Origin of the sequence: Rhodobacter lacus (assembly GCF_042683065.1) — a bacterium.
GTDB lineage: Bacteria > Pseudomonadota > Alphaproteobacteria > Rhodobacterales > Rhodobacteraceae > Rhodobacter > Rhodobacter lacus.
In genome coordinates this window covers 395294-422005 of sequence record NZ_JBHUIX010000011.1, presented here as the reverse complement: position 1 = coordinate 422005, position 26712 = coordinate 395294, and the positions used below count along the sequence as shown (strand labels likewise).

The window sequence follows — 26712 nt, the reverse complement described above, 5'->3', positions numbered from 1 at the left end:
CCCCCTGATGCATGAGCCCACACATAAACCGAGCGCGGACTTCCTTGAGGCGCTGACTCGGTTGAGCCGCAAACTGCGCACCGCGTTCAACGCGCGGCTGCTCGAACATGGGCTCACCTATCCGCGCGGCCGCGCCCTTTTGCGCCTCGCGCAGCGGCCGGGCATGACACAGAGCGAGCTTGCCTGCGAACTTGAACTGGAAAAGCCCACGCTCGTGCGAATGCTGGACCGCATGGCCGAGATCGACCTGATCCGCCGCGAGCCCGACCCGAACGACCGGCGCGCGAATATCATTGTGCTGACCGATCACGGCAGGGTTCAGGCGCAGCTGGTCCAGAGGTTGGGGGCTGATCTGCGTAAGGATTTCTTTGCCTGTACCGATATAGAGTCCCTGCGCGCGGCGGTTGAGCTGATGGAAGCCGTGTCCGAGCGGATCGACCGGCAATCGAACGAGGGACGGGATCATCATGCCTGAGGCCGAGGCCAAGACCGCTCCGGCTGTGGCGCCGGACCAGCCTCCGGCGGCGGCACCCACCGGGTTGCTGAAACCGCCGCTTCTGGCGCTGTGCTACATGGGCACCTCGGTCATCATCGCCCTGACCCAGGGCCTCGGCATGAGCCTGATCTCGGCCAACGCCACCCAGATCTCCGGGGTGCTCGGAGCGACCAGCCAGGAGATGACCTGGCTGCTTGCCGCCTATCTCGCCCCGACCGCAAGCCTCACCCTCATGGTGTTCAAGCTCCGTGCCCAATACGGGCTGCGCAACTTTGCCGAAGTCGCGATCGCGGTGTTCGTGGCCGTGGCGGCGCTGCAACTGTTCTTTGCCGATACGCTGCAGTCGGCGCTGGTTTTGCGCTTTCTTGCCGGCGTCACCGCTGCGCCGCTCTCTTCGCTCGCCTTCCTCTACATGATGGACCCTCTGGCGCCCAAGCTGCGCCTGAGCCTGGGGGTGAGCGTGGCGCTCACCGCGCTGTTCATATCCACCCCCGTGGCCGGGCTGCTCTCGCCGATCCTGCTTGAGACGGGCAGCATGACCACAACCTACTTGCTGGAGATGGGGCTGGGCATGATCTGCTTCGGGCTCATCTACATGCTGCCATTGCCCTCGCCCCCGCGCGAAAAGGTGCTGCACTGGGTGGATCTCGTCTCCTATGGTTTCATCGCGACGGGGCTCGGCTCGCTGGCCGTGGTCGGCTATCTTGGCGTCAGCTATTGGTGGGTGGAAACGCCCTGGCTCGGCTGGGTGCTGGCGGGCGGCCTCCTCTGCGGCCTGATCAGCGTGCTGATGGAGCTCAACCGCAAGAATCCGTTCATCGACGTCCGCTGGCTGACATCGCCGGAAATGCTGCATTTCGCCGGTGTTCTTTTGCTGTTTCGCCTGATCCTTTCGGAGCAGAGCGCCGGCGCGGTCGGCTTCTTCCGGGCGATGGGGCTGCAGACAGAGCAGCTTTCGGGCTTCTACCTGGTGGTGTTGCTGTCGATGATCGTGGCCGGGGCCACCTCTGCGGTGATCATGCGGCCGGATCGCCACGCGCTGCTGCAGGGGATTGCGCTTGTCCTGCTCGCCATCGGCTCGATGATGTGTGCCAATGTCACCGTTCTGACCCGACCGGAACAGCTCTATGCCAGTCAGATCCTGATCGGCTTTTCCAGCGGGCTCTATCTGCCGCCGACCATGGCCAACGGGCTGATCGTCACGTTCCGCCGCGGCGCGCACAACTTGCTGAGCTTCGTGATCGTGTTCCTGACCACCCAGAGGATCGGGGCGATCATTGGCGCGGCGCTGTTCAACAGCCTCGTCACGCTGCGCGAGCAATACCATTCCCACGCGATCGTGCAGCGCCTGTCCTCGGTCGATCCGCTGGTGAGCGAGCGCCTGTCGCAATATGCGGGGCAGCTGCGTTCGACCATCACCGACCCCATCATCCGCTCTGCCGAGGGCGTCTCGCTTCTGGGCACGGCCGCAACCCGCCAGGCCAATGCGCTCGCCTATGGCGACGCCTTCTTCGTCTCGGGCTGCCTTGCCCTGGTGGCGCTCGCCGCGCTGCTGTTTCAAGAAGGCCGGAAGCGCTACAAAGCGCGCCGGCAGGCCGCCGTCGCAGCCCCGACCCCGGCCTGATCCTCCGCCAGCCCCCCGTTCCAACCCGCCCCCCCACCTGCTTCGCGAGTGCGTCAGATGTTCCAGTTCTTCCGTTCCCCCACGAATTATGTCGCGACCCTTGCCGGCATCGGAGGGGTGGTTCTTGTGCTCTTCGCCTTCGGGCTGCCGCCGTTCACCAGCGCGGCCCAGACCACCAATGACGCCTATGTGCGCGGCAAGGTGACCTTCCTCAGCCCGCAGATCGCCGGGCTCATCGACGCGGTTCCGGCGCAAGATTACCAGCGCGTCAAGAAGGGCGATCTGCTGGTCAAGATCGATGACCGGATCTTTCGCCAGAAGGTCGCGCAGGCGCAGGCCTCGCTTGAGGCCGCGCAGGCCTCGCTCGCCAACAACGCGCAAGATCGCGTGTCCGACGAGGCCACTCTCGCCTCGGCCCGGGCCAAGTACGACATCGCCAAGCAGGATCTCGCAACCCAGAAGGCCGCCTCGGAGCGGTTCTCCGCGCTGTTCGTGAAGGGCGTGGTCACCAAGACGACCGCCGACGATGCCCAGGTCGCCTATCTCGCGGCCCAGACATCGGAACAGTCGGCCGCGGCGGCGCTGAAGGTCGCCGAGCAGGATCTGGCCTCGAACGGAATCGAAAAACAGTCCTTGCTGGCGGCGGTCGACGGCGCGCAGGCGGCGCTGCGTCTGGCCGAGATCGACCTCGAGAATACCCGCATCACCGCACCCGAGGACGGCACCCTCGGCGAGGTTGCCGCCCGGGTCGGCCAATATGTCTCCGCGGGGACGCAGATCGGCACGCTGGTGCCGGATATCCGCTGGGTTTCTGCAGCCTTCAAGGAGACCCAGATCGCGGGGATGACCATCGGCCAGAAGGCCACCTTCACCGTTGACGCGCTCGACAATGTCGAACTGCATGGCACGATCGAGTGGTTCTCCCCGGCCACGGGCTCGGAATTTGCCGTTCTGAAATCCGACAATGCGACCGGGAACTTCACCAAGATCACCCAGCGCCTGCCGGTGCGAATCCGCATCGACCCGGATCAGCCGCTGGCTGGCCGTCTGGTTCCGGGCATGTCGGTCGTGGTGCGGATCGACACGGCCGGCCCCTCGTCTGTGAGCGCGGCGGAACTGCCCGCAAACACGATCAGCTTCGCGCCGATCTCCTCTGCGGCGGCGGCGACCCGGTGAGCACCGGCACCGGGGGGGGGAGCCTTCTGGTGCCCTGCGCTTTGGGGGGGGCATGCAGCTCGCCCCACGATGGGGTGTTCCGCGCCCCGCGCCCTCCCGCCATGGGCGTCGCGCAACGCCGCCATGCATGCATTGCGCCCGCCCGAATGCGGATTAGATGGGAGCGATAGCGCTATCGCCAAGCCATTGACTCGCCTGAGCGATATCCATTCACGAGGATACCATGCCCGCAATCGCCAACAATAAATTCGTCATCGTCGGGGGCGCGAGCCTGCTTGGCTCGAATATCGCGCGCCAGTTACTCTGCGCGGGGGCGGGCACGGTGGTCTTGCTCGACAACCTCTCTCTGGGCAGCCCCCATGCCATTGAGGATATGCTCGCCGATCCGCGCTGCACCTTTGTGCGCGGCGACATGCTGCGCCTCAACGAATTGCTTGACGCGTTCAAGGGCACGGCCGGGGTGTTCAACGTCGCGGGTTTCCTTGGCGGGCCGCTTCTGGCCAACCCCTGGATGGGGCTCGACGTGAACGTGCGCGGCTTCCAGAACGTTCTTGAGGCGGCGCGTGTGCAAGGCGTCGAAAAGGTGATTTTCAGCTCTTCGATGGGCGTTTATGGGCGCATCACCGCGCAGCCCTGCACCGAGGATGCGCCGTTTGACTGGAACGGCCTTGGCACCGGCCTTGCGCTTTATTCCGGCACCAAAATCGTGGGCGAGGGGCTGTGTCAGCATTATCACACGCAATACGGCCTCGGTTATGCGGCGCTGCGCTACTCGAACCTTTACGGCGAGAACCAGCACCGGCGCGCGATTGATGCCACCCGCATCGTCAATGCCTGGGAACGCATCCGGGCAGGAGAGCCGCCGGTGATCGAGGGCGATGGCACCAACGTCGCCGATTTCATCTATATCGGGGATGCCGCACGCGCCAACCTTGCCGCGATGGAGGCACATGAAAACGGCGCCTACAATATCACGAGCGGTGTCGATACCCCCTTCAACACGCTGATCGCGGCGCTGCTGAAAGCCTGCGGTTCGGATCTTGTGCCGCAGTACAGGGCCGATGCGGCGCGGATCGCCAACCCGGTCGTGACGCGCATTGGCGCCAGCAATGACAAGGCGCGCCGCGAGCTTGGCTGGGTGCCCGAAGTCGATATCGAGGAGGGGATGCGGCGCCTCGTGGCGTGGCTCGACAGGGAGCGCGCCACGGGCCGGATCTGACCTCGACCAAGGGGCCGCCGAACGCCCCTCGGGCGGTGCGACGGCCATCAACACGCCTGCGACGCCCCCGGCACCGCAGGCCAAACATGGACAAAACAGGAAAAACCATGCCGCATATCACCGTTAAACTCGCCACCGGGCGCACGGAGGACCAAAAGCACGACCTTGCCAAGCACCTTGCCGAAGCGCTGATGAACACGCTCGGGACTTCGGAAGACGCGATTTCGGTGGCCATCGAGGATGTGCCGCAGGCGGAGTGGTTCACGCAGGTCTACGACCCCGAGATCGCTCCGAACCTCGATCATCTTTACAAAAAACCGGGCTACAAACGCCCCTGAGGCGCCGCGGAGGGGCGCGGCGCGGGCGACCTTCCGCGCCCCTCACCAAGACGCGTGGCGGGAAACCGCGTTCCATAGGGAGAGATCCCTTGGCAGGCCGATCCGAACGGTCGTCGGGCTCCTCACACCGGGCGGGGCGATCTGAAAAGGGGCTGCGCCAAGGTCTTGCCGCGCAGGCGGGGCCTTTGGGGCCGCGCGTTCGCGCAATATGCGCCGTCACTTCGAGGCCGCCAAATCCGCGCAAAAGCACCTGCAACCGTGACATAGCCCGTCAAGGCACGTATTTGCGGTGCTTGCGGGGCCTCTTCCCGCACCATGCCGGGAGCCCCTCTTTGACCTTGTCGACGCTCGTGCTGCGCTACGCCGCCTTTGCGATGATCGCGACCCTGATCAACCTCGGGGCGCAGCGGGGCGTGCTACTCGTGGGGCAGGGCCCGGTCGGCTTGATCTGCGCGCTCGCCGTGGGAACGCTGGCCGGGCTTGTGGTGAAATACCTGCTCGACAAGCACTGGATCTTCGATGATCGCGCCACTTCACTGCGGGAGCACGGGCAGAAATTTTCACTTTACACGATGATGGGCCTCGTCACGACGGCCCTCTTTTGGGGCATGGAAGCGGGGTTCTGGGCGATCTGGCGCACCGAGGCGATGCGCGAGACCGGTGCCGTGATTGGCCTCGCGATAGGCTATGTGGTGAAGTACAATCTGGACCGACGCTTTGTCTTCAATCGCTCCAGCCTGCGGGAAACGGCCTGAAATGAGAACCGAACTTCAAGGTTGGGGGCGCTTTCCGACCCATCACTCCCACCTTGAGGCGCCACGCTCCGAAGACGAGATCCGCCGCAGTCTTGGCGCGGGGCGGGGCGTGGTGGCGCGGGGCAATGGCCGCTCCTATGGTGACAGCGCGCTCGGGCGCGTGGCCACGCTCTCGACCCGTCATTTCAACCGGATGATCGCCTTCGACCCGGAAACGGGGATCTTGATCCTTGAGGCAGGCGCGCTTCTGGGCGATGTGATCGCGGCGTTTCTGCCGCGGGGCTGGTTTCCGCTGGTCACGCCCGGCACCCGGCATGTGACGATCGGCGGCATGATTGCCTCCGATGTGCATGGCAAGAACCACCACAAGGATGGCGCGATGCGGGCCTCGGTGGCCTGGCTTGACCTGATGACCGCCGATGGCGCGGTGCTGCGATGCGCGCCAACCGAAAACGAGACCCTGTTTGATCTGACCTGCGGCGGGATGGGGTTGACGGGGGTGATCTTGCGCGCCGCGATCCGGCTGCGCCGTGTGGAAAGCGCCTGGATCGAGCAGCGCATGCTTCCGGCGGCGACCCTCGCGCAGGCGATCGCGATTTTCGAGGCGAACCACGAGGCGACCTATTCTGTCGCGTGGATTGATTGCTTGGCCAGCGGGCGCGCGCTTGGCCGTTCGCTGGTGATGCTCGGAGAACACGCCCGCCCGCAAGCGCTGCGCGATGACTATGCACTGCGCCCGCTCGACTGGCCGCGCAAACGCAAGCTGACGGTGCCGCTGGATTTCCCGTCCTGGGCGCTCAACCGCGTGACCTTGCGCGCCTTCAACGCGCTTTACTATCGCAAGGGGCTTGCCGCCGAAGGCCGCAGCATCGTTGACTGGGACAGCTATTTCTATCCGCTCGATGCGATCAACAACTGGAACCGGATCTACGGCGCCAAGGGCTTTGCGCAATATCAATGCGTGCTGCCGCTGGCCGCCTCCGAGGCGGGGCTGACCGAGTTGCTCGCAACCATCGCCGCCGCCGGAACCGGCTCCTTCCTTGCCGTGCTGAAACGCTTTGGCGCGCAGGAGAGCGCGTTTTCCTTCCCGATGGAGGGCTACACGCTCGCGCTCGATTTCCCGGTGCGCCGCAGCACGTTTGCGCTTCTGGACCGGCTCGATGCGATCACCCTTGCCCATGGCGGGCGCTTTTATCTTGCCAAGGATTCGCGCATGGAGGCGGCCACGCTGCACGCGGCCGATCCGCGCGCGGCACAATTTGCCGAATGGCGGCGCAGCCATGGCTGTGCGGCGGCGCTGCGCTCCCAGCAATCCGAAAGGTTGGATCTTTGACGAAAGCTCCCGTTCTCATTCTCGGTGCCCGGTCCGATATTGGTCTTGCCACTGCGCATGCCTTTGCTGCCGCGGGGCATCCCATCCAGCTTGCCGCGCGCCGTGCCGACACTCTGGAGCCCGACCGCGCCGATATTGCCCTGCGCTACAATGTCGAGGTGAGCACGCATGCCTTTGACGTGCTCGACACCGCGGGCCATGCCGCCTTTCTCGATGCGCTGCCCGCCCTGCCAGCGGTGGCCGTGATCGCCGTTGGCCTGATGACAGCGCAATCGGAAAACGAGCGCGACATGGAGCAGAGCGCGCTTGTGCTGCGCTCCAATTTCGAAGGGCCCGCGCTGATCATGGCGGCTTTGGCGAACCGGATGGCGGCGCGCGGTTCGGGCACGCTGGTGGGGATCTCGTCGGTGGCGGGCCTGCGCGGACGGGCCACGAATTATGTTTACGGCTCCGCCAAGGCGGGGTTCACCGCCTTTTTGTCAGGGTTGCGCAACCGTCTGGCCGGAAAGGGGGTGCATGTCGTCACCGTTCTGCCGGGCTTTGTGAACACCAAGATGACCGAGGGCATGGACCTTCCGGCGGCACTGACGGCGGAGCCCAAGGAGGTGGGCTTGGCCATCGTCAAGGCCGTCGCGACCGGGCGCAACGTGATCTATGTGCGGCCCGTCTGGCGCATGATCATGGCGGTCATCCGCGCGATCCCCGAGCCGATCTTCAAGAAAATGTCGCTCTGAGAGCGCTGGACACGGAGAGCCTTCGCCTCTTTGGCATTAAGGCTCCCGGGGCAGATCATGCCTGTGGCGGGTCAGGCCTGTGTGCCTGACCCTTTGGGGCCCGATCATGGCCGCAGCGGCACCCAGACCGCGCCCGCCTGCGCGGAAGTGAGGCAAGCCTCGACAAAGCGCAGCCCCGCCACGCCCTCGGGCGCGCCGGGCACAAGGGCGCCCTCGGTCTGGCCCGAAATGGCGCGGGCCGCATCGCGGTAAAGGTTGGCAAAGGCCTCCAGATAGCCTTCGGGATGCGCGGCGGGCACACGGCTGCCCGCAACGGCGGCTCCCGTCGCCCCGGCCCCATTGCGCCGCAGCATCTGCCGTGCCTCTCCGAGCCGGGTGAACCAAAGCTCTTCCGGGGCCTCCTGGCGCCATTCCAGCCCGCCCTTGTCGCCATAGACGCGCAGCGAAAGGTTGTTGCCATTGCCCGGCAACACCTGACTGGCGAGGATGGAGCCCTTGGCCCCCCCGGCATAGCGCATCAGGATCGCGGCATCATCATCAACGCGGCGGCCCTCCACAAAGGCGCTGAGTTCGGCAAGGAGTTCGTCCGGCTCGAGCCCGGTCACAAAAGCCGCGAGGTTGTAGGCATGGGTGCCCACATCCCCGATCGCCCCGCCAGCCCCCGCCTTTTTCGGATCGGTGCGCCAGACGGCCCCTTCCGCGCCGGTGCGCTCCACCGGGGCGGCAAGCCAGTCTTGCAGATATTCCGCCTCGACGCGCCGCAGCGTGCCGATCTCGCCCGCTGCAACCATCTCGCGCATCTGCCGGATCATCGGATAGCCGGTGTAGGTATGCGTCAGGAAGAACTGCTTTCCGCTTGCCTGCACGAGCGCGGCGAGTTCTTCGGCCTCTTCGAGCGTCACCGTCATCGGCTTTTCGCAGATCACATGCAGCCCCGCTTCCAGCGCCGCTTTCGCCACCGGAAAATGCAGGAAATTCGGCGTGACGATTGCCACCGCCTCGATGCCATCGGCGCGGGCAGCCTCGGCGGCCAGCATGTCGAGATAGCTGTCATAGGCGCGCTCGGGCGCAATGCCCAGCGTGGCTGCAAAGCGGCGCCCGCGTGCGGGCTCGGCATCAAGCGCCCCCGCCACCAGTTCGAAAGCGTCGTCGATGCGCATCGCAATGCGGTGCACCGCGCCGATGAAGGCCGTTTCACCGCCGCCGACCATGCCAATACGGATACGGGATTTGCTCATGGTCATGTCCTCAGTTCAGGCCCAGAAGGCGCCGGTTCGCGGCCTGATCAACGCCGCTTTGCGCAAAATCGTCAAACGCATGTTCGGTCACGCGAATGATGTGATCGCGGATGAAGGCCGCCCCCTCTGCCGCGCCCTGCTCGGGATGCTTGAGCGCGCATTCCCACTCCAGCACCGCCCAGCCATCGAAATCGTATTGCGCGAGCTTCGAGAAGATCGCCTTGAAATCGACCGAGCCATCGCCGAGCGAGCGGAACCGGCCGGGGCGGTCGACCCAGCCCTGATAGCCGCCGTAAACGCCCGAGCGCCCCGAGACCTGAAGCTCGGCATCCTTCACATGGAAGGCGCGGATGCGGTCGTGGTAGATGTCGATGAATTGCAGGTAATCGAGCGCCTGCAGCACGAAATGCGACGGGTCATAAAGGATGTTGGCGCGGGGGTGATCGCCCGTCGCCGCCAAAAACCGCTCGAACGTCACCCCGTCGTGCAGATCCTCGCCGGGATGGAGCTCGAAGCACAGATCCACCCCCGCCGCGTCAAAGGCATCAAGGATCGGGGTCCAGCGCCGGGCCAGCTCCTCGAAGGCGGTCTCGACAAGGCCCGCAGGCCGTTGCGGCCAAGGGTAGATATAGGGCCACGCCAATGCGCCGGAAAAACTCGCATGCGCGGACAGCCCGAGGTTTTTCGAGGCCTGCGCAGCAAGCTTGAGCTGTGCGCTCGCCCAAGCGGTGCGGGCTGCCGGATTGCCGCGCAGATGCGCGGGCGCAAAGCCGTCAAAGAGCGTGTCATAGGCCGGATGCACGGCAACGAGCTGGCCTTGCAGATGGGTCGAGAGCTCGGTGATTGCGAGCCCCTTCTCGGCCAGCCGCCCCGTCAGCTCATCGGCATAGCCCTGCGATTGCGCCGCCAGCTCCAGATCGAAAAGGCCTGCCGTGGTCGGCAGTTGCAGCCCCTTGTAGCCAAGACCGGCGGCCCAGTCCGCGAGCCCGTCGAGGCTGTCAAACGGGGCGCTCGTCCCTATGAATTGCGCCAAAAACAGGCCCGGTCCCTTGAGCGTTTTCATCTGTGTCCCCTTTCCTGCCGAGGATGTGTCCGCCCCAAGGGGCGGGTGGAGTTGCGCACGATCAACTCGGTCGGAAACACCCGGTCGGTTGGCGTGACAACGCCGGAAAGCCGCTCGATCATCATCGTCATGGCGGCAAAGCCGATGTCGCGGCGCGGTTGATGGATGGTGGTCAGCGCCGGGTCGACCATCGAGGCAATCAGCGTATCGTCGAACCCGACCACCGAGATGTCTTCGGGCACCCGCAGGCCGCGCTGGCGCAAGGCGGTGATCGCGCCAATCGCCATCTGGTCAGAGGCGGCAAAGATCGCGCTGAACGTGCCGCCGCGCGCGATCAGATCCGCGACCAGATCATGCCCCGCGCCAAGGCTGAAGTCGCCTGCCAGCACAAGACCGGGATCATCGCCGATTCCGGCGGCGGCAAGGGCGGCGCGATAGCCCTCCAGGCGGGCCTCGCCGAGGTATTCGTCCAGCGGCCCGGCAATATGGCAGATCTGCCGATGCCCGAGCGCGATCAGATGCTCCACCGCCGCGCGCGCGGCCGCCACATTGTCCACCTTGACGGTGGGCACGTCGATGGTGCGGATCGCTTCTGAGGCCACGACAATCGGCGGCAAGCGGGCGGGATCTTCGCCAAACCTGTCGGGCAACCGACCGATCATCAGGATCAGGCCATCGGCATGGCGCTCGCGCACCGCCTCGATGTAATGGCTGATGCGTTCGTCATCATCGCGGGCATCGCCCATCAGCACCTTGTAGCCCGCGTCAAAGGCCGCCTCTTCGACGCCCTTGTAAACATCCAGATAGAACGGGTTGGAGATGTCGCGCACGAGCAAGATCACGGTCTGGCTGGATTGGCGCCGCAACACCCGCGCACGATCATTGGGCACGAAACCAAGCGCCTCGACGGCCTCCATCACTTTTTGCCGGGTATCCTCGCGCACCTTGTCGGGATGCGCCAATGTGCGCGACACGGTCGCGGTCGAGACCCCGGCGCGCTGCGCCACATCGCGGATGTTTGGAGCGGCGCCCGCCACCTCAGACCCTCGGTGCCTGTTGGCGGCCATACATGGCGAGCAAAACCAGAAGCGTGGCGCCAAAGATGAATTGCCGCCCCCAGACCTCCAGATGCAGCGTTGTGAGCAGGCTTTGCAACAGCACGAGCGCAATCGCCCCCGCCACGGTGCCGATGTACCCGCCGCTGCCGCCCGCAAGCGACGTGCCGCCGATCACCACCGCGATGATCGAGGGCAGCATGTATTGATCCCCGACACTGATGAAGGAGTTGCCGGTGTAGCCGATCACCATCACCCCGGTCAGCCCGGCAAGCGCCCCCGAGAGGCCGAACACCAAAATCCGCACCGCCCGGACCGGCAGCCCGACAAGCCCGGCGGCCCGCTCATTCGCGCCGATGGCATAGATCGCGAAGCCAAGCGCGCTGCGCTTGAGCAAGATCACCATGGCAAGGCAAAGCGCCAGCCAGGCGAACAGCACCCCCGGCAGGCCAAACAGCGCAGGCTGGTTGATGAACTGCATCAGCGCGGGCGCGGCATTGCCCGAGGGGATGCCTTGCGAAAACACCACCAGCCCGCCCTGCACCACGGCCATCATGCCAAGCGTCATCACGATGGGCGGGATGCGGATCAGGGTCACGCCGATCCCGTTCACGCAGCCAAAGAGAAAGGTGACGGCAATCGCCGCGAGGATCGCGGGCAGGATCGCGGCATCGACGCCGTTCATCACATTGCCCGCCACCACCGCCCCGAACGAGATCAGCGCGCCGATCGAAAGGTCGATCCCCGCGCCACCGGCGAGGATCACAAGGTTCTGCCCCGCGGCGGCAATGCCCAGCAGGGCCGCGACCGTCAAAAGCCGCACGATCTGATCGCCGCGCGCGAATCCGGGGGACAAAAGCTCGCCAAGGCCGAGCATCACCGCGATCGCCACCAGCGCAAGCGTGAGCGGATCGCGCAGGAGTGCAACCGCCCGGCCTGCCGGGGAGGGGGCCGCCGTGTCAGAGGTCATACCATTGCTCATCTTGCACTCTCCTTACCGGCGCGCCAGAACCACACCGCCCGCCAGGGCGGCCAGAACGATCAGCCCCTGCACCAGCGTTTGATATTCATAGGGCAGCCCGGCGAAGTAGATGACGTTGCCGATCATGCCCAGAAGCAGGGCGCCCAGCATCGAGCCGATGGCCCCGCCAACTCCGCCCGAAAGCAGCGTGCCGCCGAGAGCCACCGCCGAGATCGACCCCATGCCGAGGCTTTGCCCCATCAGCGGGTCGCCCGTCGCGGTTTCTCCGGTCAGGCAGAGCGCGGCAAGCCCGGCAAAAACCGCGCTGAGCAAAAAGGCCTTGATGCGGATCCGGTTCAGCGCGAGCCCGCTCTGGAACGCGCCGCTGCGGTTTCCGCCAACCGCCTTGAGCCAGCTCTGGAACGGGCGGCGGGCCAGAAGCACCACAAAGAGCGTTGCGAGGATCAAGATCACCAGCACCGTCGGCACACCGAGAACATGGCCGCCATAGGTGCTCCAGTAGGCCTCGGGCACCTCAAGGCCGGCCTGCGGCAGCACCCAAAGCGCAAGCGCCGAAAAGATGATGCCGGTGCCGAAGGTTGTCACCATCGGCTGCAGCCGCACAAGCGCGATCAGGATGCCGTTCACCATGCCGCACAGAAGGGCCGTGCCCAGCCCGGCAAGCAGCCCCGCCGCAATCGCGCCGTGGCCGCCGCCAAGCGCGGCCATCACGCTCACCACCACCACATTGACCAGAGCCGCGATGGCGCCGACCGAAAGGTCGATGTCTCCGCCGAGGATCACATAGGTCTGCCCGATCGCGACCAGCACAAGCGGCAGGAAGGTCGTGAGGTTGGATTGCAGCACCGAAGGGTCAAAAAAGCCCGGTTGCACCAGCCCGTTGATCACGATCAGCAGGATCAGCGTTGCGGCGGCCAGAAGCCAGGCGGGGCGTTCTCGTGTCAGCAGATCACGCATCACGTCTCTCCGAAAGCGGCACGGGTGAGATGGAAGGAATCGAGCGTGGCGCCCGAGAGTTCGGTGACGACCGCGCCGCCGTTGAACACGGCGATCCGGTCGCAATTGTCCAGCAGTTCGGCTTCTTCCGAAGCATAGAGGATGATCCCCACCCCCTGATCCGCGAGCTCCCTGATCAGCGCGAACAGATCGGCTTTCGCGCCGAGGTCGATCCCCTTCGTCGGATCGTCGAGCAGGAGCAGGCGGGGTTGCGTGGCAAGCCAGCGGGCGATGAACACCTTTTGCTGGTTGCCCCCAGAAAGCGTGTTGATGCTGTCTGACAGGCGGGCGTATTTCGTTTTGAGGCTCGCGGCTTCTGCGGTGAGGCGCGGGGCAAGCACGCGGGGCGAAAGCCAGAGCTTGCGCTCGCGCATCACCAGCGCGGCGAGCAGGTTTTCATAGATCGAGCGGCCCTGCAGCACCGAATCCGAGACGCGGTCGCCAGAGACATAGCCCATGCCCTGCGCCATCGCATGCGCCGGGCGGCGCAAGCGGCAGGGCGAGCCGTTGAGGCGCAGCGTGCCCCCGCGCAGCGGCGAAATCCCGAACAGCCCGCGCAGGAGCGCCGACTGGCCTTGCCCCTGCAAACCGCCAAGCCCCAGAATTTCGCCGGGCGCGAGGCGCAGCGAGACGTTGTGGAACCGGTCTCCGGTGGCGTTGTCGAGCTCGAACAGGGGGGCAGAGAGGGGGGCGGTGCGCTGGCGCTTTTGCGGGCGGTGAATGTCTCCCACCATCATCCGCACGACCTCTTCCTGCGTTGTTTCCGCCACCGGCATCTGTGCCACGGTCTCGCCGTTGCGCATCACCGTGATCCGGTCGCACAATGCGAATACCTCGGCCAGACGGTGCGAGATGAAGACGGTCGAGAGACCCTCGGCGCGCTTTTCGCGCAGAAAATCGAAGAACACCGCAACTTGGCGGCTGTCGAGCGCGGCGGTCGCCTCGTCCATGATCACGATCCGCGGTTCCTTGGCATAGACCTTCAGGATCTCGACGATCTGCCGCTCGCCGGGTTGCAGCTCGCTCACCCGGGCCTCGGGGCGCAGCCCCGGACCGATGGCCGCGCCGAATCGCGCGATCAGGGCGAGGGTCTTTTGCCGCATCAGCTTGCGGTCAATCGCGCCCGTCGCCGTGCGCGGCTCGCGGCCAAGGAAGATATTTGCCTCGACCGAGAGTTGCGGGATCAGGCTGAGTTCCTGATAAAAGAGCGCAACACCGGCCTCTTCCGCCGCGCGGGGCGAGGCAAAGCTGACCGGTTGGCCATCAATCGAAAGAAGGCCGGAGCTGGGCGCATGGGTGCCGGCGATGATCTTCGACAAGGTGCTCTTGCCGCAGCCATTCGCGCCCAGAAGGGCATGGATCTCGCCTCGGGCAACACTGAGCCGCCCGCCGGTCAGCGCCCTGACCGCGCCGAATGTCTTGGTGAGGTCTTGCGCCTCGATGGCCGGTTTCATGACATGCCCCGGTTGGTGTCCGGATACCCGCCCCCTCAGGCGCGGGGACCCGGAACGTGTTGGTTCACTTGAAGAAAGCGGACGCGTCTTCCGGCGACAGCGTGGCCGTCACCGACCAGTAGCCCGGCTTGCCTTCGGCCTCGGCGAGTTTTTCCGTCAGGTTCTCGTTCGACACGAACGGGATCGGCAGATAGATCGCATTGCCGTAGGTGCCGCCGAAGATGCCGTCCTTGAACTCTTTGCCCTGAAGCTTCAGCACCGCCACGTTGAGCGCGCTCGCCATCACGCCGGGCGGGTTCACCGAGGCGCCCGAGGTCAGCCCCTCGTCATTCCAGACCGTCATGAAGTCCTTGCGGATCTCGCCGGTGGCGGCGATGTCATTTTTCTTGCCTGCGGCCATGATCGCGCGCCAGGCGCCCGCGGCCATGCCGTCTTGCACCCAGACGCCTTGCAGGTCGGGGTAGGTGGCCAGGAGGTTTTGCATCACCTGTTGCCCCTGCGCCTGATCCCAGTTCGCATTGGCCTCGTTGAGCACCTTGATGTCAGGGTAATCGGCGAACACCTCTTTGTAGCCCGCAACCCGCATCTCGTTGGCCGGGTGCCCGGCGACGCCGTTGATGGCGACGATATTGCCCTTGCCATGCAGCGTCTCGGCGAGCCATTTGGCCGATTGCATCGCCCATTCCTTGTGGTCGATCCCCACATAAATCGCATCTTTCGACGAGACCTCGGCATCGGTGGCAATCACCAGAATGCCCTTCGCCTTGGCTTGCGCGAAGATCGGGTTGAAGGCGGTCGGGCTGTTGGCATTGATGATGATCGCATCGACGCCCTGATTGACGAAGTTGCGCACCTGACCGATCTGGCCCTGCGCATCAACATTGGCGCTTTGCACCACCACCTCGACCGTGGTGCCGGCATCGGCCCATGCGGCCGCGGCGGCTTGCGCCTCTTCGATCATCTGGGTGCGCCATTCGCTGCCAACCCAACCGTTCGAAAGACCGATCTTGAACGTATCGGCGCTGACCGTGGTGGCCAGCGTCGTCAAAGCGGTCGCGGTCACCGCCGCGACGAACCATTTCGATTGCATTCTTCCTCCTTTTGCCCGGCCTTGCCGGGTCCTCGACGAAATCAACCGGGCCTTGCGCGCTGAACCGTCTCCCCCGAACGGTGTGGTGCCCTCCGACTGGATCAGGTCACCACTTTCAGACTCACGCAAAGCACCCTCATTCGATGCCAGCAGCGTGATGTAATCGGTTACATTTGTCAATTCCACAATGCGCGTCGCCGGGTGCACGGACGGTCTGGTTCGATTGCAAGATGACGTGGGAGGCCAAGCGGACCGGCCAACGGGGCCGTCAGCAAGCGGGGGCGCAGCCGCGATCCAGAACGGTCTGTCAATAAAGGCGCCGGTCGCCATGGCGTTCAGGCAAACGACACGCTTTGTCGAGAGCCTGCGGCGGTTGGTTGGCCTCTCCTAGCGGGGCCGGACTTCAGCGCGCTATCCCGGCGCCAGAAGACGCCGTTAACGCCCCAATCGTGGCGCCAAGGGGCCGCTGCACTTGCGGATCGAGGGCATCGCCGACTTTGCGCCGAGACCAGGATGCATGGCCTGAAGCTGTTGGCCAACGCCTGATGGTGCAGAACCCGACCGCCAAGGCGTCTCACTTCAGGTTCGTGTCGCCGTCATGAACGGCTTCACCGCGCCCTGCCGTGGTCAGGCCGGTGCCGGTTGAGGCTCAGAATCGTGCCGCGCTTGCAGCAAAGCGGCCAGCTCCGCAATGATGCCATCGTCCTCAGCGCCGCGACCAAGCTTCAGCCCAAAGGAGGTCGGGCGCGTCGCGCCGCGTGCAAGCGGGATCGGTTGCAACCGCCCCGCCTCAAGATCGGCGCGAATTTGGCCGGCCGGCAACCAGCCATAGCACAGACCGCGCCGCACCGCGCCGATTGCGGATTCGACCGTGTTCATGCGCCAAACCCGTCCGCGCCCCTGCCGCCCGCCCGGAGCGTCGATGCCGCGGATTTCCACGCAGGGATGGCGCGCCAGCGCTGCCGGACCTGGCGCCGGCCCGGCCGCCACCAGCGGATGATCCGCCGCAGCCACGGCAACCATATGGACCTCTCCCACCAGGTTGATATCGGGTGCGCCCGGGTCTGCGATCAGGATCGCAAGCTCGAAATCCTCGGGGTCGGCTTCCAGCACCGTCAGCCGCACGGTCTCTGTCAGATGAATCTCGGTGTCGGGGAAGCGCTGCACAAAATCCTCAAGCGCCGAAAACAGGCGTCCGCGCGGAAACAAGGTATCGACGAGCAACCGGATCTGCTCCCGCCCCCCCTGCGCAATCGTGTGACCCTGCCGTTCAATCCGCGCCAGATCATCGATCAGCGGCACAGCCTCCGAAAGCAGCATCGCCCCGGCAGGCGTGAGCACGGCGCGCCGCCCGCGCAGCTCCAGCAGATCGACGCCAAGCGCATCTTGCAACCGCGCAATCGCATAGCTGACCGAGGACTGGCTGCGATGGAGCCGCTGCGCCGCGGCCGCAAAGCTGCCCTCCTCGACCACGGTTCTCAGCACGGTCCATTGTTCAAGTGTTGACCGGGGCACTGGGGCCATCTGCACCTCTGCTGTCTCTATTTATCTGATTTATAGATCATGATGATCAGAAATGGAAACTTGTTGATCTAATTTTCAAAGGTATGTCTAGACCCAGAGAAACCCGAAAGGACATCCCATGTCGGACCTGTTTGAATCCACCAAGCCTGAAGAACTGACCAGCTTCGTCGGCAAACATCTGATCTACACCTATGACAACGGCTGGCAGTACGAGCTCTATGTAAAAAACGCCCGCACCATCGACTATCGGATCCATTCCGGGATGGTTGGCGGCCGCTGGGTGCGCGACCAAGAGGTTCATATCGTCCGGCTCGCGCCCGACGTTTTCAAAATCTCCTGGGATGAGCCGACCGGCACCGCGGTAAGCGTGGCCGTCAATCTGACCAGCCGGCAGCTGCACGGGGTCATCTTCTTCCCCGCCTGGATTGGCGAGACCCCCGAAAAGACCGTCTGTTTCCAAAACGAGCATCTCGACGAAATGAGGGCCTATCGCGATGCGGGCCCGACCTATCCGAGACTCGTGATCGACGAGTTCGCCACCGTCACCTTTGTGGAAGACTGCGGCGCCGATGACGAGACAGTGGTTGCTTGCGCGCCGTCCGAGTTGCCCGCCGGCTACGCCGCGCGCCGCAACTGACGCGCTCGAGCTTCCGCTCTGCACAAGAAGACGTCGTCGCGGGGCGCAATCCCGCGGCGACTCATGCCTGCTCATGCAAGCAAGCTCCCGCTCTGGATTCACAAGATGAATCCCCCAAGGATTTTGTGCAGCAGAGCCAAACTCCCTCGGGGCCAGGATCTGAAGGCGGCGGTATGATCAACCGGCAAGCTTGGCACCGCTGCAAATCTGCCCGGGGAAAGAGGGGCAACCTCAGTTTTCGGTCCATCACCCCCCCCGGCGCATCGCCTCGGGGAACGGGTCACATGGCTCACGTCGCCGTGGAAATTATCCGCCTGCCGGGTTCCGCTTTGGCTGGACCTCAACGGGCCATTGCGGCGAGGTGCTAAAAGCGCTTCGTCAGTCCGATCGCGAGAGTATTGCGGTCATAGGCGTCACGCGTCTCGCGTGCCAGTGTGGCGCGCAGGGTCAGGCTGTCGTCGATGTCATAGGACAGACCTGCAAACCACCCCTGCGCGCGGATCACGTTGGTGCGGTCGATCTCGGGCGCATAGGCATATCCGACGACGCCGCGCAGACGGTCGTTGATCTGCCCTTCGAGCCTGACGAGCGCACCGTTGTAGCGGGTGCCGGCCTCGCCCTTGCCATGCAGCCAGTCGACCGAGACGGCCAATGCGTCATCGTAAAGCACGAGCCGCGGGCCAATCCGGGTCGTCAGCACTTTCCCCTCGACACCGCTTTCCTGCTTCGCCTCGAAATTGACCCAGAGCGCGGCGGGCAGGCTGTCTTCGTGCCACAACCGGACGTTGCCCCCAAGTGCGAAGGTCCGCTTGGGCAGAAAATCGGCGTCCGGGGCGGCGCCGATCAGCCCGTAAACCGTCAGCCGTGGCGAGAACGCATGGGTCAGCCGGACCAGAACCTGAGTGTCGTCGAGCGCGCCGCGATCGGCATGGCGCAGCGTGCCCGAGATCGCCGTTCCCTGCCCGAAAGCGTAGGACAGCGTCGTGATCGCCTCGTGCCAAGGATGCCGTCCGGCGCTGAGATCATGATATTCGCCCCCCAGATCAAGGCGCCATCGCAAAGGCGGCGGGGCATCCAGACGGGCGCGCAATGCCAGCGCCTCGGCGCTGTCGGGTTGGGCGGCGAGCACGATATTGACCAGATCCGAAGCGCCCGCGCGATTCGCGTTGCGAAAGGCGATTTGCGCAAGGCCGAGCCGGGCGTCCTGATAGTCGGGCGCAAGCCGCAGCGCGGCCTCAAAAGCGGTGCGGGCTGCATCCGGCTGATCCAGCGCCAGCCGCGAATAGCCCAGCAGCACCAGCGCATCGGCATTGCGCGGCTCGCGGCGCAAAACGGCCTCGAAGAGTTGCGCGGCGGTTGCGTGATCTTGCGCCGCGCGCGCGGCGACGGCGCGCTCGTAAAGCGGTTGCTCGGCCTGCGCCGCGCCCGCAACGCAAAGGCTCAGGCAAATCGCCATCAGACTCGCGGCCACCGGATGCAGGCGGCGAAAACCTATTCGGGACAGACTGCGCATGCTACCTCCCAATCTCGTGCTCCTCCGGGGTCGGGATGGCGTAGAGTGTCGCGCCCCCCCGCCCCGCCGCATAGCCAACGACGCCGACCGTGGCGCCGGGCCCGGCATCTGCGGGGGCGCGCATCGCGCCGCGCCGCTGCATCTCTCCCCAGCCATGGGTGCCGCGCAGAAACTCCCAAAGCCCCCGGATCCGCCACAGGCTGTTGAGCTGACGGTAGCCGAAATTCTCGATCACCGCGACAAGGCCGATCATGATCAGCCCCGCCACGCCCGGCGTGCGCTTGAGCTCGATCTCCTCGAGGATCAGGGCGCAGACACTGTAAAAAACTCCGAGCATCACGAACAAGCCGAAGAAGGCGAGCAGGAACGCCCCGTCGAGCGCCCCGGAGAGATAAAAGAGCGGCAGGAACAGATAGCCCGCAAGCTCGGCGACGGGCGCGATCACATCGACAAGCAGGTTGTGCGTCAGCCCCAGCATCCCGAACCGGCCATAGCGCGGATTGCCGATCATCCGGGCATTGGCGAGCAGCACCTGCATCGCGCCGCGTTGCCAGCGCCGACGCTGGGTGCTGAGCGTGCGCAGATCCTCCGGGGCCTCGGTCCAGCACACCGGCTCGGGGAGGTAGCGCATCTCGTAGGGGCGTTTGTTGTCGTGCAGATGGCGGTGCAGCCGCACGATGAAATCGTAATCCTCGCCATGCGAGCCCTTGGCAAAACCGCCGATTTCGAGTGCCAGATCGCGCCGAAAGAGCCCGAAAGCGCCGGAGATGATCGACAGCATCCTCCAGTGGCTCCACGCCAGCCGGGTCACCAGAAACGCCCGGATATATTCAAGGTTTTGCACCGAAGGCAGGAATTTGCGTGGCAGGCCGACGGTAACGATCTGGCCGTTCTCGACGGTGCAGCCGTTGAGAACCCGCACCGTTCCCCCCACCGCCGCCATGCCGTCGGGGTTCTCCATGAACGGGCGCACGGTCTGCAAAAGCGAATCCGCTTCCAGCAGCGAATCCGCATCGACAACGCAAAACAGCGGGTTGCGCGACAGGTTGATGCCGGCATTGATCGCATCTGATTTCGAGCCGCCATTGTGCTTGTCGATGACCAGAAGGCCGGGCCAGGCGGGGCTTGCATAAAGCCCGCGCAGCGCCGCATGTGGCAGCGCCAGCTCATGCGCGCGCACCACCGGGCTCAGCGCGAAAGCGGCGATCAACCGCTCCAGCGTTGCATCGCGCGAGCCGTCGTTGACAACAACGATCTCCAGATCGGGATATTGCAAAAACAGCATCGAGCGGACGTTGTCGACGATCGTCGCTTCTTCATTGTAGGCGGGCACAAGAACGCTCACCGGCATCGCGACATCGGAGATCAGCACCTCCCATGTTGCGTCGCGGTCCTCGGCGCGCGAATGGCGCAACAGCTCGCTCAGCGCCGCGGGGAGTTGCAGGACGCTGATCACATTGATCAAGACGCCGATCCCCAGAATGACGAGCGAGACCCCCTCGATCACGCCGCGATGCGTTTGCAGGAGGTTGGAAAGATCAGCCCAAAGCACTTCCACAATCATCCCGCCACCGCCATTTCCGCCAGGACCTGGCTTGCGATTTCGCCCTCCGGGCCGTCGCGGCGGGCGATGGCGCGCAGCGCCACCAGCCCTTTGCCGCCCGTGCGCCCAAGCGCCTCGGCGGCGCGAAAGCGCACACCCCAGGCGGCATCGTTCAGCGCCATGACCAGCGCGGGCAGCGCGATCTCGTCTTGCAACTCGCCCAACGCCTCGGCCGCACGGATCCGCACCTCGACCGCCTTGTCGCGCAAAAGCGCCGCAAGCTCGGGCACCGCGACCGGATCTCCGATCCGCCCGAGGGCCGTGGCGGCGGCGGCACGCAAAGGCGCATCGCGCTCGCGCAAAAGCCCGCGCAACACCGTGGTCGAGCCAAGCGCGCCGATCGTGCCGATGGCCATGATCGCGGCGCGGCGCACATGGCGGCGCGCGGTTTCATCCGCACCGTCCGGCACCGTGGTGGCGAGGTCGTGCAGGACCGGCAGCGCCGTCTCGCCAAAACGGCCCAGCACATCGGCAAGCATCAGCGTGTTGGTCTGCGTGGTCTTTGCGAGCGCGCGCAACACGTCTGAACAGTCGATCTCGCCGTGCCGGGCAAGGCCCCGCAATGCCGTGATCTGCAGATAGGGATCAGGGTCGCGCGCCGCGGCGAAAAGAATATCCCGGCTGCGATCATCCGGGTAATAGCCAATCAGCAACAGCGCCTTGCGGCGCGATGCCCGCCCTCCCTGTGCCGCTTCAAGCGCCAGATGCGGGTAGAGGCCGAGATGCGTGACGAGGGCGATGATCTGATCGACATAGCTGCCGCGCACGGTGCGGATCATCTCCAGCGCGACATCAAGCAGGATCGGAAAGTCCTTTTTCGCGAGCTTTGGCAGGCATTCGGGCGGCAGATCCACGGGGCTTTGCAGCACCGTATGCATCAGCGCGGAGAGCTCGCGCGCCCGCACCTGACGCCGCCGCTCGCGCCGGGTGGAGCGCGCGCGCGCCGCCACCAGAACGGCAAAGATCGCGATTGCGCCGAGCGCCAGCACGAGCGAGATCTTCCAGATCAGAAGCAGAAGATTTTCCTCGGAAATCATTGGTTTTCCTCAATACCGGTGCGCCAGCCTGCCCGTTCCGGGGGCCGCCCCGCCCTATGCAGCATCCGCGGCCCGCGCTTCGAGAAGCCGCACACAGCGCACGATCATCTCCTGCGGATTGAAGGGTTTGACGACATAATCGGTTGCGCCGAGCGCCAATCCGGCCAGCACGTCGCGCTCCTGTCGGCGCGCGGAGAGCATCACCACCGGCAGAGCGTTCAGCGCCGCATCGGCGCGAATTTCCTGCAAGACCGTGGTGCCGTCGAGCCGCGGCAGCATCCGGTCGAGGATTACCAGGTTCGGCGCATCGGCCCGGATCGCCGCAAGCGCGCTCATTCCGTCGCCAAACACCTCGACAGAATACCCCGCACTGACGAATTTGCGTGACAGCAGATCGCTGATGGCCGGATCGTCATCGACGATAAAGACCTTCTTTGCGATGCGATTGAGCCGCTCGCGAAGGCGCGTTCGCACCTCTTCGGCGTTGATCGGCTTGACGATGTAATCGACCGCACCGGCGGTGAGCGCGCGGATCACCGCTTCGGACTGATCGCTTGCGGTGATCATCACCGTGCGCACCGTGCGCAACGCCCGCATCACCGAAATCCGCTCCTGCAGCTTCAGCCCTGTCATCGCGCCGGGCATCTGGTCATCGAGCAAGAGCAGGTCGGGGCAGGTCTCGCACATCATCGCAAGCGCGGTCTCTGCGTCTTCGGCCATGGCGATCTCGGCCGCACCCTCCAGCAGCACAGCAAGCGCTGCGCGGACCTGTGCATCGTCATCGACGATCAGCACTCGAGGCAGACGGCCGGGCGCCGCTTTGGCAAGCGGGAGGTCGGGCGCGGGTGCCGCCTCGGCCCCGGAGACGCCCGCAGGCGCGGTCTGGGGCGCGGAGCCGGCAGCGCGGCAGACCGCGATCAGCGCGCCCAGAAGCGGCAGGATTTGCGCATCGCCGCCCGCATCGATCGCCTCTTCAAGGGCGCGCCCGGCGGTGCTGATCTCGGGGAGCCCGTAGGTTGCACCATTTCCCGCCAGTTTGTGCGCGCGGGCGCGCAGATCCTCGCGCAGCGCGGCATCGGGCGGGGTTGAACGCCCCGCGACGCTCTCGAAATGCTGCAACTCTCCAGAAAGATGGAGAAGGTAGCCCTGGCGCAACCTGTCCAGAAACGCGGCTTCGGCACTTGCCGGCATGATCTTTACCCTCTCTCCGAACATCGGAGATACTTGAACCAACCGATCCTTCGGGGCACGCGCCATCCAACATGGCGTCCGCGCCGTCTCTTCCCCGAAGTTGTTCCTCCATCTTCCAATACGATCCTTTAGATCGCATAAAAATTATCTGTAGGATTTTTAACGCCTTTTCATCAACTGGCCTGCGCGGCCTGCCACAGCCCCACGACCCGATCCGACAGTGTCATCGGATCGAAGGGCTTGGCAATCACGCCAACCGCGCCGAGGTCGAAATAGCCCTGCTGCTGATGCGGCTGCACCTTGGCGGTCATGAAGACCACCGGCACCGTGCGCGCCAGCGGGTTGATGCGCAGGGCCTTCAGCGTTTCCGGGCCGTCGATGCCGGGCATCATCACATCCATCAGCACGATCTGCGGCGCGAACGCATCAAAATTATCAAGCGCGGCTTGGCCGTTGTCGCAATGCATCACCTCGAAGCCGCCCAGATCCTCAAGCGCCATCACCGTCATGAAGGCGATTTGCGCATCATCTTCGACCAGCATGATTTTGTTGAGTCCATCGGGCATTTCTCGCACTCCTTTGTGAGCGGACAGGGTGGGGGAAAATCAAGGAAGAAGGTCGTGCCCTTCCCGGCTTCGGTTTCAAAATCGATAGTTGCATCCATCGCTTCGAGGATTGAGCGGGTGATGGAGAGGCCGAGCCCCGAGCCTTCGGCCTGACGCGAGGTGGAGCCATCGGCCTGAGCGAACTTGCCAAAGATCCGGGAGCGGAACGCCTCGGGAATGCCGGGGCCGAAGTCCTGCACCGAGATCCGTGTTCCGCCATCGGCGCGCGGGGTCGCGGCAACGATGATCCGCCCGTCGCGCGGTGAGAATTTGGTGGCATTGGCAATCACGTTGACCAGCGCCTGGGTGAAGCGGTCAGGGTCGACCAGCAGCGGCACGGAGCCCTGCTCCGGCAGGTCGGTCTCGATCTGCACCCCCCATTTGTCGGCGGCGGGCTGCTGCACCTCGGCAATCTTGCGGATCAGCGCCCCCGCATCGACCACTTCCAGATGATAGTCGATCTTGCCCTGGCTGATCCGTTGCAGGTCGAGAATGTCGTTGACGAGCCGTGAGAGCCGTTCACAGCTTTGATGGGAATTATCGACCAACATCAGTTCTTTGGGGGTGGCCCGATCGGCGAATTTCGCCCGCAGGAGCGCCAGAGAGCCCTGGATTGCGGTCAGCGGTGTGCGCAACTCGTGATTGACGGTGGAGATGAATTCATTTTGCAGCCGCTCGATCTCGCGTTGCTGGGTAATATCGAGAATCTGCGCGATGAAATAAGCCATCCGACCGCTTTCGTCGCGCGCGGCGGAGGCGGTCAGATGCACCCAGACCACCGAGCCGTCCTTGCGCAGATACCGTTTCTCGATCGCGTAATGGTCGATGCTGCCCTCGATCAGGTGCTGCAATTGCACCAGATCGCGCGCCACCGCCTCGGGATGGGTGACATCGATGAACCGGAGCGCGGTCAGTTCTTCCTCGCTGTAGCCGAGCAGCCGGCACATCGCGTCGTTGACTTTGACAAAGCGCCCCTCGAGGTCAATCAGCGACATGGCGATCGGCGCATGGTCAATCGCCATGCGCAGCCGCTCCTCGCTGGCCTGAAGCGCAGCCTGCGCGGCCTTGAGCCCGGTGATGTCGATCTTGATGCCGATGAAGCGCAGCGGCCGGCCGCAGGGATCGCGCTCGGTCACTCGCCCCACCGAACGCAACCAGACCCAGCGCCCGTCAGTGTGACGCACCCGATATTCGCGGATCGAGGCGGGGAGAACGCCATAAAAACAGGCCTGGTCGATCGCATGCACCATGTCGCGGTCATCGGGGTGGAGCCGTTCCTCCCACACCTTGCGCGGGTCCTCCGTCGAATCCGGCGTGAGGCCGTGCATCTCGTACCAGATATCCGACACCACCGCCTTGCCGGTGGTCAGATCGACGTCGAACACGCCGATATGGGCTGCGCTGAGGGCGGTTGACCAGCGCTCCTCTGCCTCTGCAAGCGCCGCGCGCATCGCCTGCGCCTCGGAGACATCGCGCACCATGCAGATGTAGTTGATCCCCGCAACCAGCCTGACGCGGCTGATCGACAGCTCGACCGAGATCGTGCTGCCATCGCCCCGCCGCGCCTTGACCTCATGGGTCTTGTCGCGCCCCCGCGCAAGCAGCGTGCCGATATCCGTGCCCGGTTCGATGATGTCGGGAAACAGCCGATCAATGCGTTGCTCAAGCAGATCCTCTTGAGGATAACGGAAGATCCGCGCACAGCTCGGGTTGAGCGAGGTGATCCGGCCCGAACTGTCCACCGTGAGCAACCCGTCGAAGATGTTGTCGACAATCGCTTGCGCCTGGGCTTCGCTTTCCAAAAGCGCATGGGCGCGGATTCGGAAGGCACGGGCCAGCGCGCCAATTTCGTCGCGCCGCGCAACCGGCAGGTTCTCGGGGATGCTGTGGCCGGTGGCCTGAGCGATCGCCTCTGTCATCGCATTGAGCGGGCGCATGAAGCGCCGCGCCAGATAGAACGAGGCCAGAAGGCTCAGCGCCAGCAGCGACACGCCAAAAAGCAGGCTCGCCTGCAGGGTTTGCCGCGCCGGCGCAAGGAAGGTCTTGTTCGGCATCCGGCTGACGATGCCGATGAAGGCCGCGGGGTTCTCCGGGGCGATCTGCAGCCGCACGAAATAGGCGATCTCGCGCTCATTGGAGAACACTTTCTCGTCCGCGCTGGACGCGAGGATCTCTTCCAGGAAGGGCGGCGGCGGGCGGGTGTAGCTGGCCGATTTTTGCATCGGGGTCACCACCGAGGATCTGCTGCGCTCGATATAGTCACCGACATTGTCGAGCACGACGACATCCTCCTCGGGCAGGATCGCGCGCAATTCCCGGCGCAGCAACCGCTCGGCATCGGCATTGATCACGACCATCCCGGCGAATGCGCCGTCCTCGGAGAAGACCGCGGTGACGGCCCGCACCGTGGGCACCAGCTCCGCCTCGACCGCCCCATTTTCGCGGTTGTAGGTCACCTCCGAAAGGTAGATCTCGCCGGGGGCCAGCTTGGCGCCCGCGGCGAAATAGGGCTCCTCGGATTTGTCTTGCAACGCGACCTCGGCGACGCGGCGTGGCCCCTCGGGCGTGTTGTTGACACGCACCCGTTCCCACCCTTCGGGGCCGATGAAGCGCAGCTGGGTGTAGTTGGACCGTGTCGCGAGCACCGATTCGAATATCATCCCGAGCTGGGGCGCGAGCGGATCGAGCGCAGGCAGATCGGGCACGCCGCCATGCGGCTTGCCATGCGTGCGCACCATGCCCTTCACCTGCGGCGTCGCGGCCAGCAATTGCACATCGCTGCGCATCTGATTGAAAACGGTATTGAAGCGCTCTGCCAAAAGCCGCGTCTCGCCGGCAAGCTGGGTCACCGCGCGCTCGCGCGCCAAGGTCGCAATGCGGAAATAGAGCCCTGCCGAGATCGCCACCGCGCTGCAGAACACTGCCCCCAGCGTCAGCAGGACAATCCGGTTTTTCAGCGACCACAGAAACCTGGTCTCGCGCTGGGTCTTCTCTGGTGCACTCTCGACCATCCAGCCACCTCGCCCGTTCCAACGACTGCAGCCGGGAA

23 protein-coding genes and 1 pseudogene are annotated in these 26712 nt (G+C 64.9%); 10 read left to right on the top strand and 14 right to left on the bottom strand.

Annotated features, from left to right (window positions below; genetic code table 11):
- The first annotated feature begins 61 nt into the window (after nucleotides 1–61).
- The 8 genes from ACFSM0_RS11585 (at nucleotide 62) to ACFSM0_RS11550 (ending at nucleotide 7675) form a co-directional block, all read left to right on the top strand.
- Nucleotides 62–475: a MarR family winged helix-turn-helix transcriptional regulator gene (locus ACFSM0_RS11585; RefSeq protein WP_377390481.1), complete on the top strand. Its 414-nt coding sequence runs from the start codon at nucleotides 62–64 to the stop codon at nucleotides 473–475.
- Nucleotides 468–2120, top strand: a complete 1653-nt coding sequence (locus ACFSM0_RS11580; RefSeq protein ID WP_377390479.1) for an MFS transporter — start codon at nucleotides 468–470, stop codon at nucleotides 2118–2120. The genes ACFSM0_RS11585 and ACFSM0_RS11580 overlap by 8 nt, the downstream gene beginning before the upstream one ends.
- A gap of 57 nt (nucleotides 2121–2177) precedes the next feature.
- Nucleotides 2178–3296 carry an HlyD family secretion protein gene (locus ACFSM0_RS11575; protein ID WP_377390477.1) on the top strand — a complete coding sequence of 373 codons (1119 nt, stop codon included), beginning with the start codon at nucleotides 2178–2180 and terminating at the stop codon, nucleotides 3294–3296.
- Nucleotides 3297–3519: 223 nt separating this feature from the next.
- Nucleotides 3520–4515 carry an NAD-dependent epimerase/dehydratase family protein gene (locus ACFSM0_RS11570; protein WP_377390475.1) on the top strand — a complete coding sequence of 332 codons (996 nt, stop codon included), beginning with the start codon at nucleotides 3520–3522 and terminating at the stop codon, nucleotides 4513–4515.
- 107 nt (nucleotides 4516–4622) lie between these two features.
- Nucleotides 4623–4853, top strand: coding sequence for a tautomerase family protein (locus ACFSM0_RS11565; protein WP_377390473.1), 231 nt, complete (start codon nucleotides 4623–4625; stop codon nucleotides 4851–4853).
- 332 nt (nucleotides 4854–5185) lie between these two features.
- A complete protein-coding gene (locus ACFSM0_RS11560) occupies nucleotides 5186–5608 on the top strand; it encodes a GtrA family protein (protein ID WP_377390471.1) in 423 nt (140 codons plus the stop codon).
- Between the two features lies 1 nt (nucleotide 5609).
- Nucleotides 5610–6941, top strand: a complete 1332-nt coding sequence (locus ACFSM0_RS11555; protein WP_377390469.1) for an FAD-binding oxidoreductase — start codon at nucleotides 5610–5612, stop codon at nucleotides 6939–6941.
- A complete protein-coding gene (locus ACFSM0_RS11550) occupies nucleotides 6938–7675 on the top strand; it encodes an SDR family oxidoreductase (protein ID WP_377390467.1) in 738 nt (245 codons plus the stop codon). Before ACFSM0_RS11555 ends, ACFSM0_RS11550 begins: the two co-directional genes overlap by 4 nt.
- Before the next feature lie 104 nt (nucleotides 7676–7779).
- On the opposite strand, the gene ACFSM0_RS11545 is transcribed toward ACFSM0_RS11550, so the two are convergent.
- The 7 genes from ACFSM0_RS11545 to ACFSM0_RS11515 all read right to left on the bottom strand — a co-directional run bounded on the left by ACFSM0_RS11545 (nucleotide 7780) and on the right by ACFSM0_RS11515 (nucleotide 15553).
- Nucleotides 7780–8913 carry a Gfo/Idh/MocA family protein gene (locus ACFSM0_RS11545; RefSeq protein WP_377390465.1) on the bottom strand — a complete coding sequence of 378 codons (1134 nt, stop codon included), beginning with the start codon at nucleotides 8911–8913 and terminating at the stop codon, nucleotides 7780–7782.
- Between the two features lie 10 nt (nucleotides 8914–8923).
- Complete coding sequence (locus ACFSM0_RS11540) at nucleotides 8924–9976, bottom strand: sugar phosphate isomerase/epimerase family protein (RefSeq protein ID WP_377390463.1); 1053 nt, start codon at nucleotides 9974–9976, stop codon at nucleotides 8924–8926.
- Nucleotides 9973–11013 carry a LacI family DNA-binding transcriptional regulator gene (locus tag ACFSM0_RS11535; RefSeq protein ID WP_377390461.1) on the bottom strand — a complete coding sequence of 347 codons (1041 nt, stop codon included), beginning with the start codon at nucleotides 11011–11013 and terminating at the stop codon, nucleotides 9973–9975. Before ACFSM0_RS11535 ends, ACFSM0_RS11540 begins: the two co-directional genes overlap by 4 nt.
- 1 nt (nucleotide 11014) lies before the next feature.
- Nucleotides 11015–12013, bottom strand: coding sequence for an ABC transporter permease (locus ACFSM0_RS11530; protein ID WP_377390459.1), 999 nt, complete (start codon nucleotides 12011–12013; stop codon nucleotides 11015–11017).
- 12 nt (nucleotides 12014–12025) lie between these two features.
- Nucleotides 12026–12970, bottom strand: a complete 945-nt coding sequence (locus ACFSM0_RS11525) for an ABC transporter permease (RefSeq protein ID WP_377390457.1) — start codon at nucleotides 12968–12970, stop codon at nucleotides 12026–12028.
- On the bottom strand, nucleotides 12970–14463 hold the full coding sequence (locus ACFSM0_RS11520; protein ID WP_377390455.1) for a sugar ABC transporter ATP-binding protein: 1494 nt from the start codon (nucleotides 14461–14463) through the stop codon (nucleotides 12970–12972). The genes ACFSM0_RS11525 and ACFSM0_RS11520 overlap by 1 nt, the downstream gene beginning before the upstream one ends.
- A gap of 64 nt (nucleotides 14464–14527) precedes the next feature.
- The gene (locus ACFSM0_RS11515; RefSeq protein WP_377390453.1) at nucleotides 14528–15553 is read right to left on the bottom strand and encodes an ABC transporter substrate-binding protein; all 1026 of its coding nucleotides are present in this window, start codon (nucleotides 15551–15553) and stop codon (nucleotides 14528–14530) included.
- Between the two features lie 200 nt (nucleotides 15554–15753).
- Here ACFSM0_RS11515 and ACFSM0_RS11510 point away from each other — a divergent pair.
- A pseudogene (locus ACFSM0_RS11510) lies at nucleotides 15754–16037 on the top strand (transposase); the annotation flags it as partial.
- A gap of 143 nt (nucleotides 16038–16180) precedes the next feature.
- Here the strand turns inward: ACFSM0_RS11510 and ACFSM0_RS11505 are convergent.
- Nucleotides 16181–17077, bottom strand: a complete 897-nt coding sequence (locus tag ACFSM0_RS11505; protein WP_377390451.1) for a LysR family transcriptional regulator — start codon at nucleotides 17075–17077, stop codon at nucleotides 16181–16183.
- A gap of 118 nt (nucleotides 17078–17195) precedes the next feature.
- Between ACFSM0_RS11505 and ACFSM0_RS11500 the strand changes: the two genes are divergently transcribed.
- Nucleotides 17196–17714, top strand: coding sequence for a phenolic acid decarboxylase (locus ACFSM0_RS11500; protein WP_377390449.1), 519 nt, complete (start codon nucleotides 17196–17198; stop codon nucleotides 17712–17714).
- 364 nt (nucleotides 17715–18078) lie between these two features.
- Here ACFSM0_RS11500 and ACFSM0_RS11495 read toward each other — a convergent pair whose 3' ends face one another.
- From ACFSM0_RS11495 to ACFSM0_RS11470, 6 genes are all read right to left on the bottom strand, one after another.
- A complete protein-coding gene (locus tag ACFSM0_RS11495; protein ID WP_377390447.1) occupies nucleotides 18079–19227 on the bottom strand; it encodes a YaiO family outer membrane beta-barrel protein in 1149 nt (382 codons plus the stop codon).
- A gap of 1 nt (nucleotide 19228) precedes the next feature.
- Entirely contained in the window at nucleotides 19229–20791 is a 1563-nt protein-coding gene (locus ACFSM0_RS11490) for a glycosyltransferase family 2 protein (RefSeq protein ID WP_377390445.1), read from the bottom strand.
- Nucleotides 20788–21867 carry a HEAT repeat domain-containing protein gene (locus ACFSM0_RS11485; RefSeq protein WP_377390443.1) on the bottom strand — a complete coding sequence of 360 codons (1080 nt, stop codon included), beginning with the start codon at nucleotides 21865–21867 and terminating at the stop codon, nucleotides 20788–20790. The genes ACFSM0_RS11490 and ACFSM0_RS11485 overlap by 4 nt, the downstream gene beginning before the upstream one ends.
- A gap of 54 nt (nucleotides 21868–21921) precedes the next feature.
- A complete protein-coding gene (locus ACFSM0_RS11480; protein ID WP_377390441.1) occupies nucleotides 21922–23058 on the bottom strand; it encodes a response regulator transcription factor in 1137 nt (378 codons plus the stop codon).
- A gap of 173 nt (nucleotides 23059–23231) precedes the next feature.
- Nucleotides 23232–23624 (bottom strand): response regulator, encoded by a 393-nt coding sequence (locus tag ACFSM0_RS11475; protein ID WP_377390439.1) that lies wholly within the window; start codon nucleotides 23622–23624, stop codon nucleotides 23232–23234.
- Entirely contained in the window at nucleotides 23564–26674 is a 3111-nt protein-coding gene (locus ACFSM0_RS11470) for a PAS domain S-box protein (RefSeq protein ID WP_377390437.1), read from the bottom strand. The genes ACFSM0_RS11475 and ACFSM0_RS11470 overlap by 61 nt, the downstream gene beginning before the upstream one ends.
- Nucleotides 26675–26712: the final 38 nt, after the last annotated feature.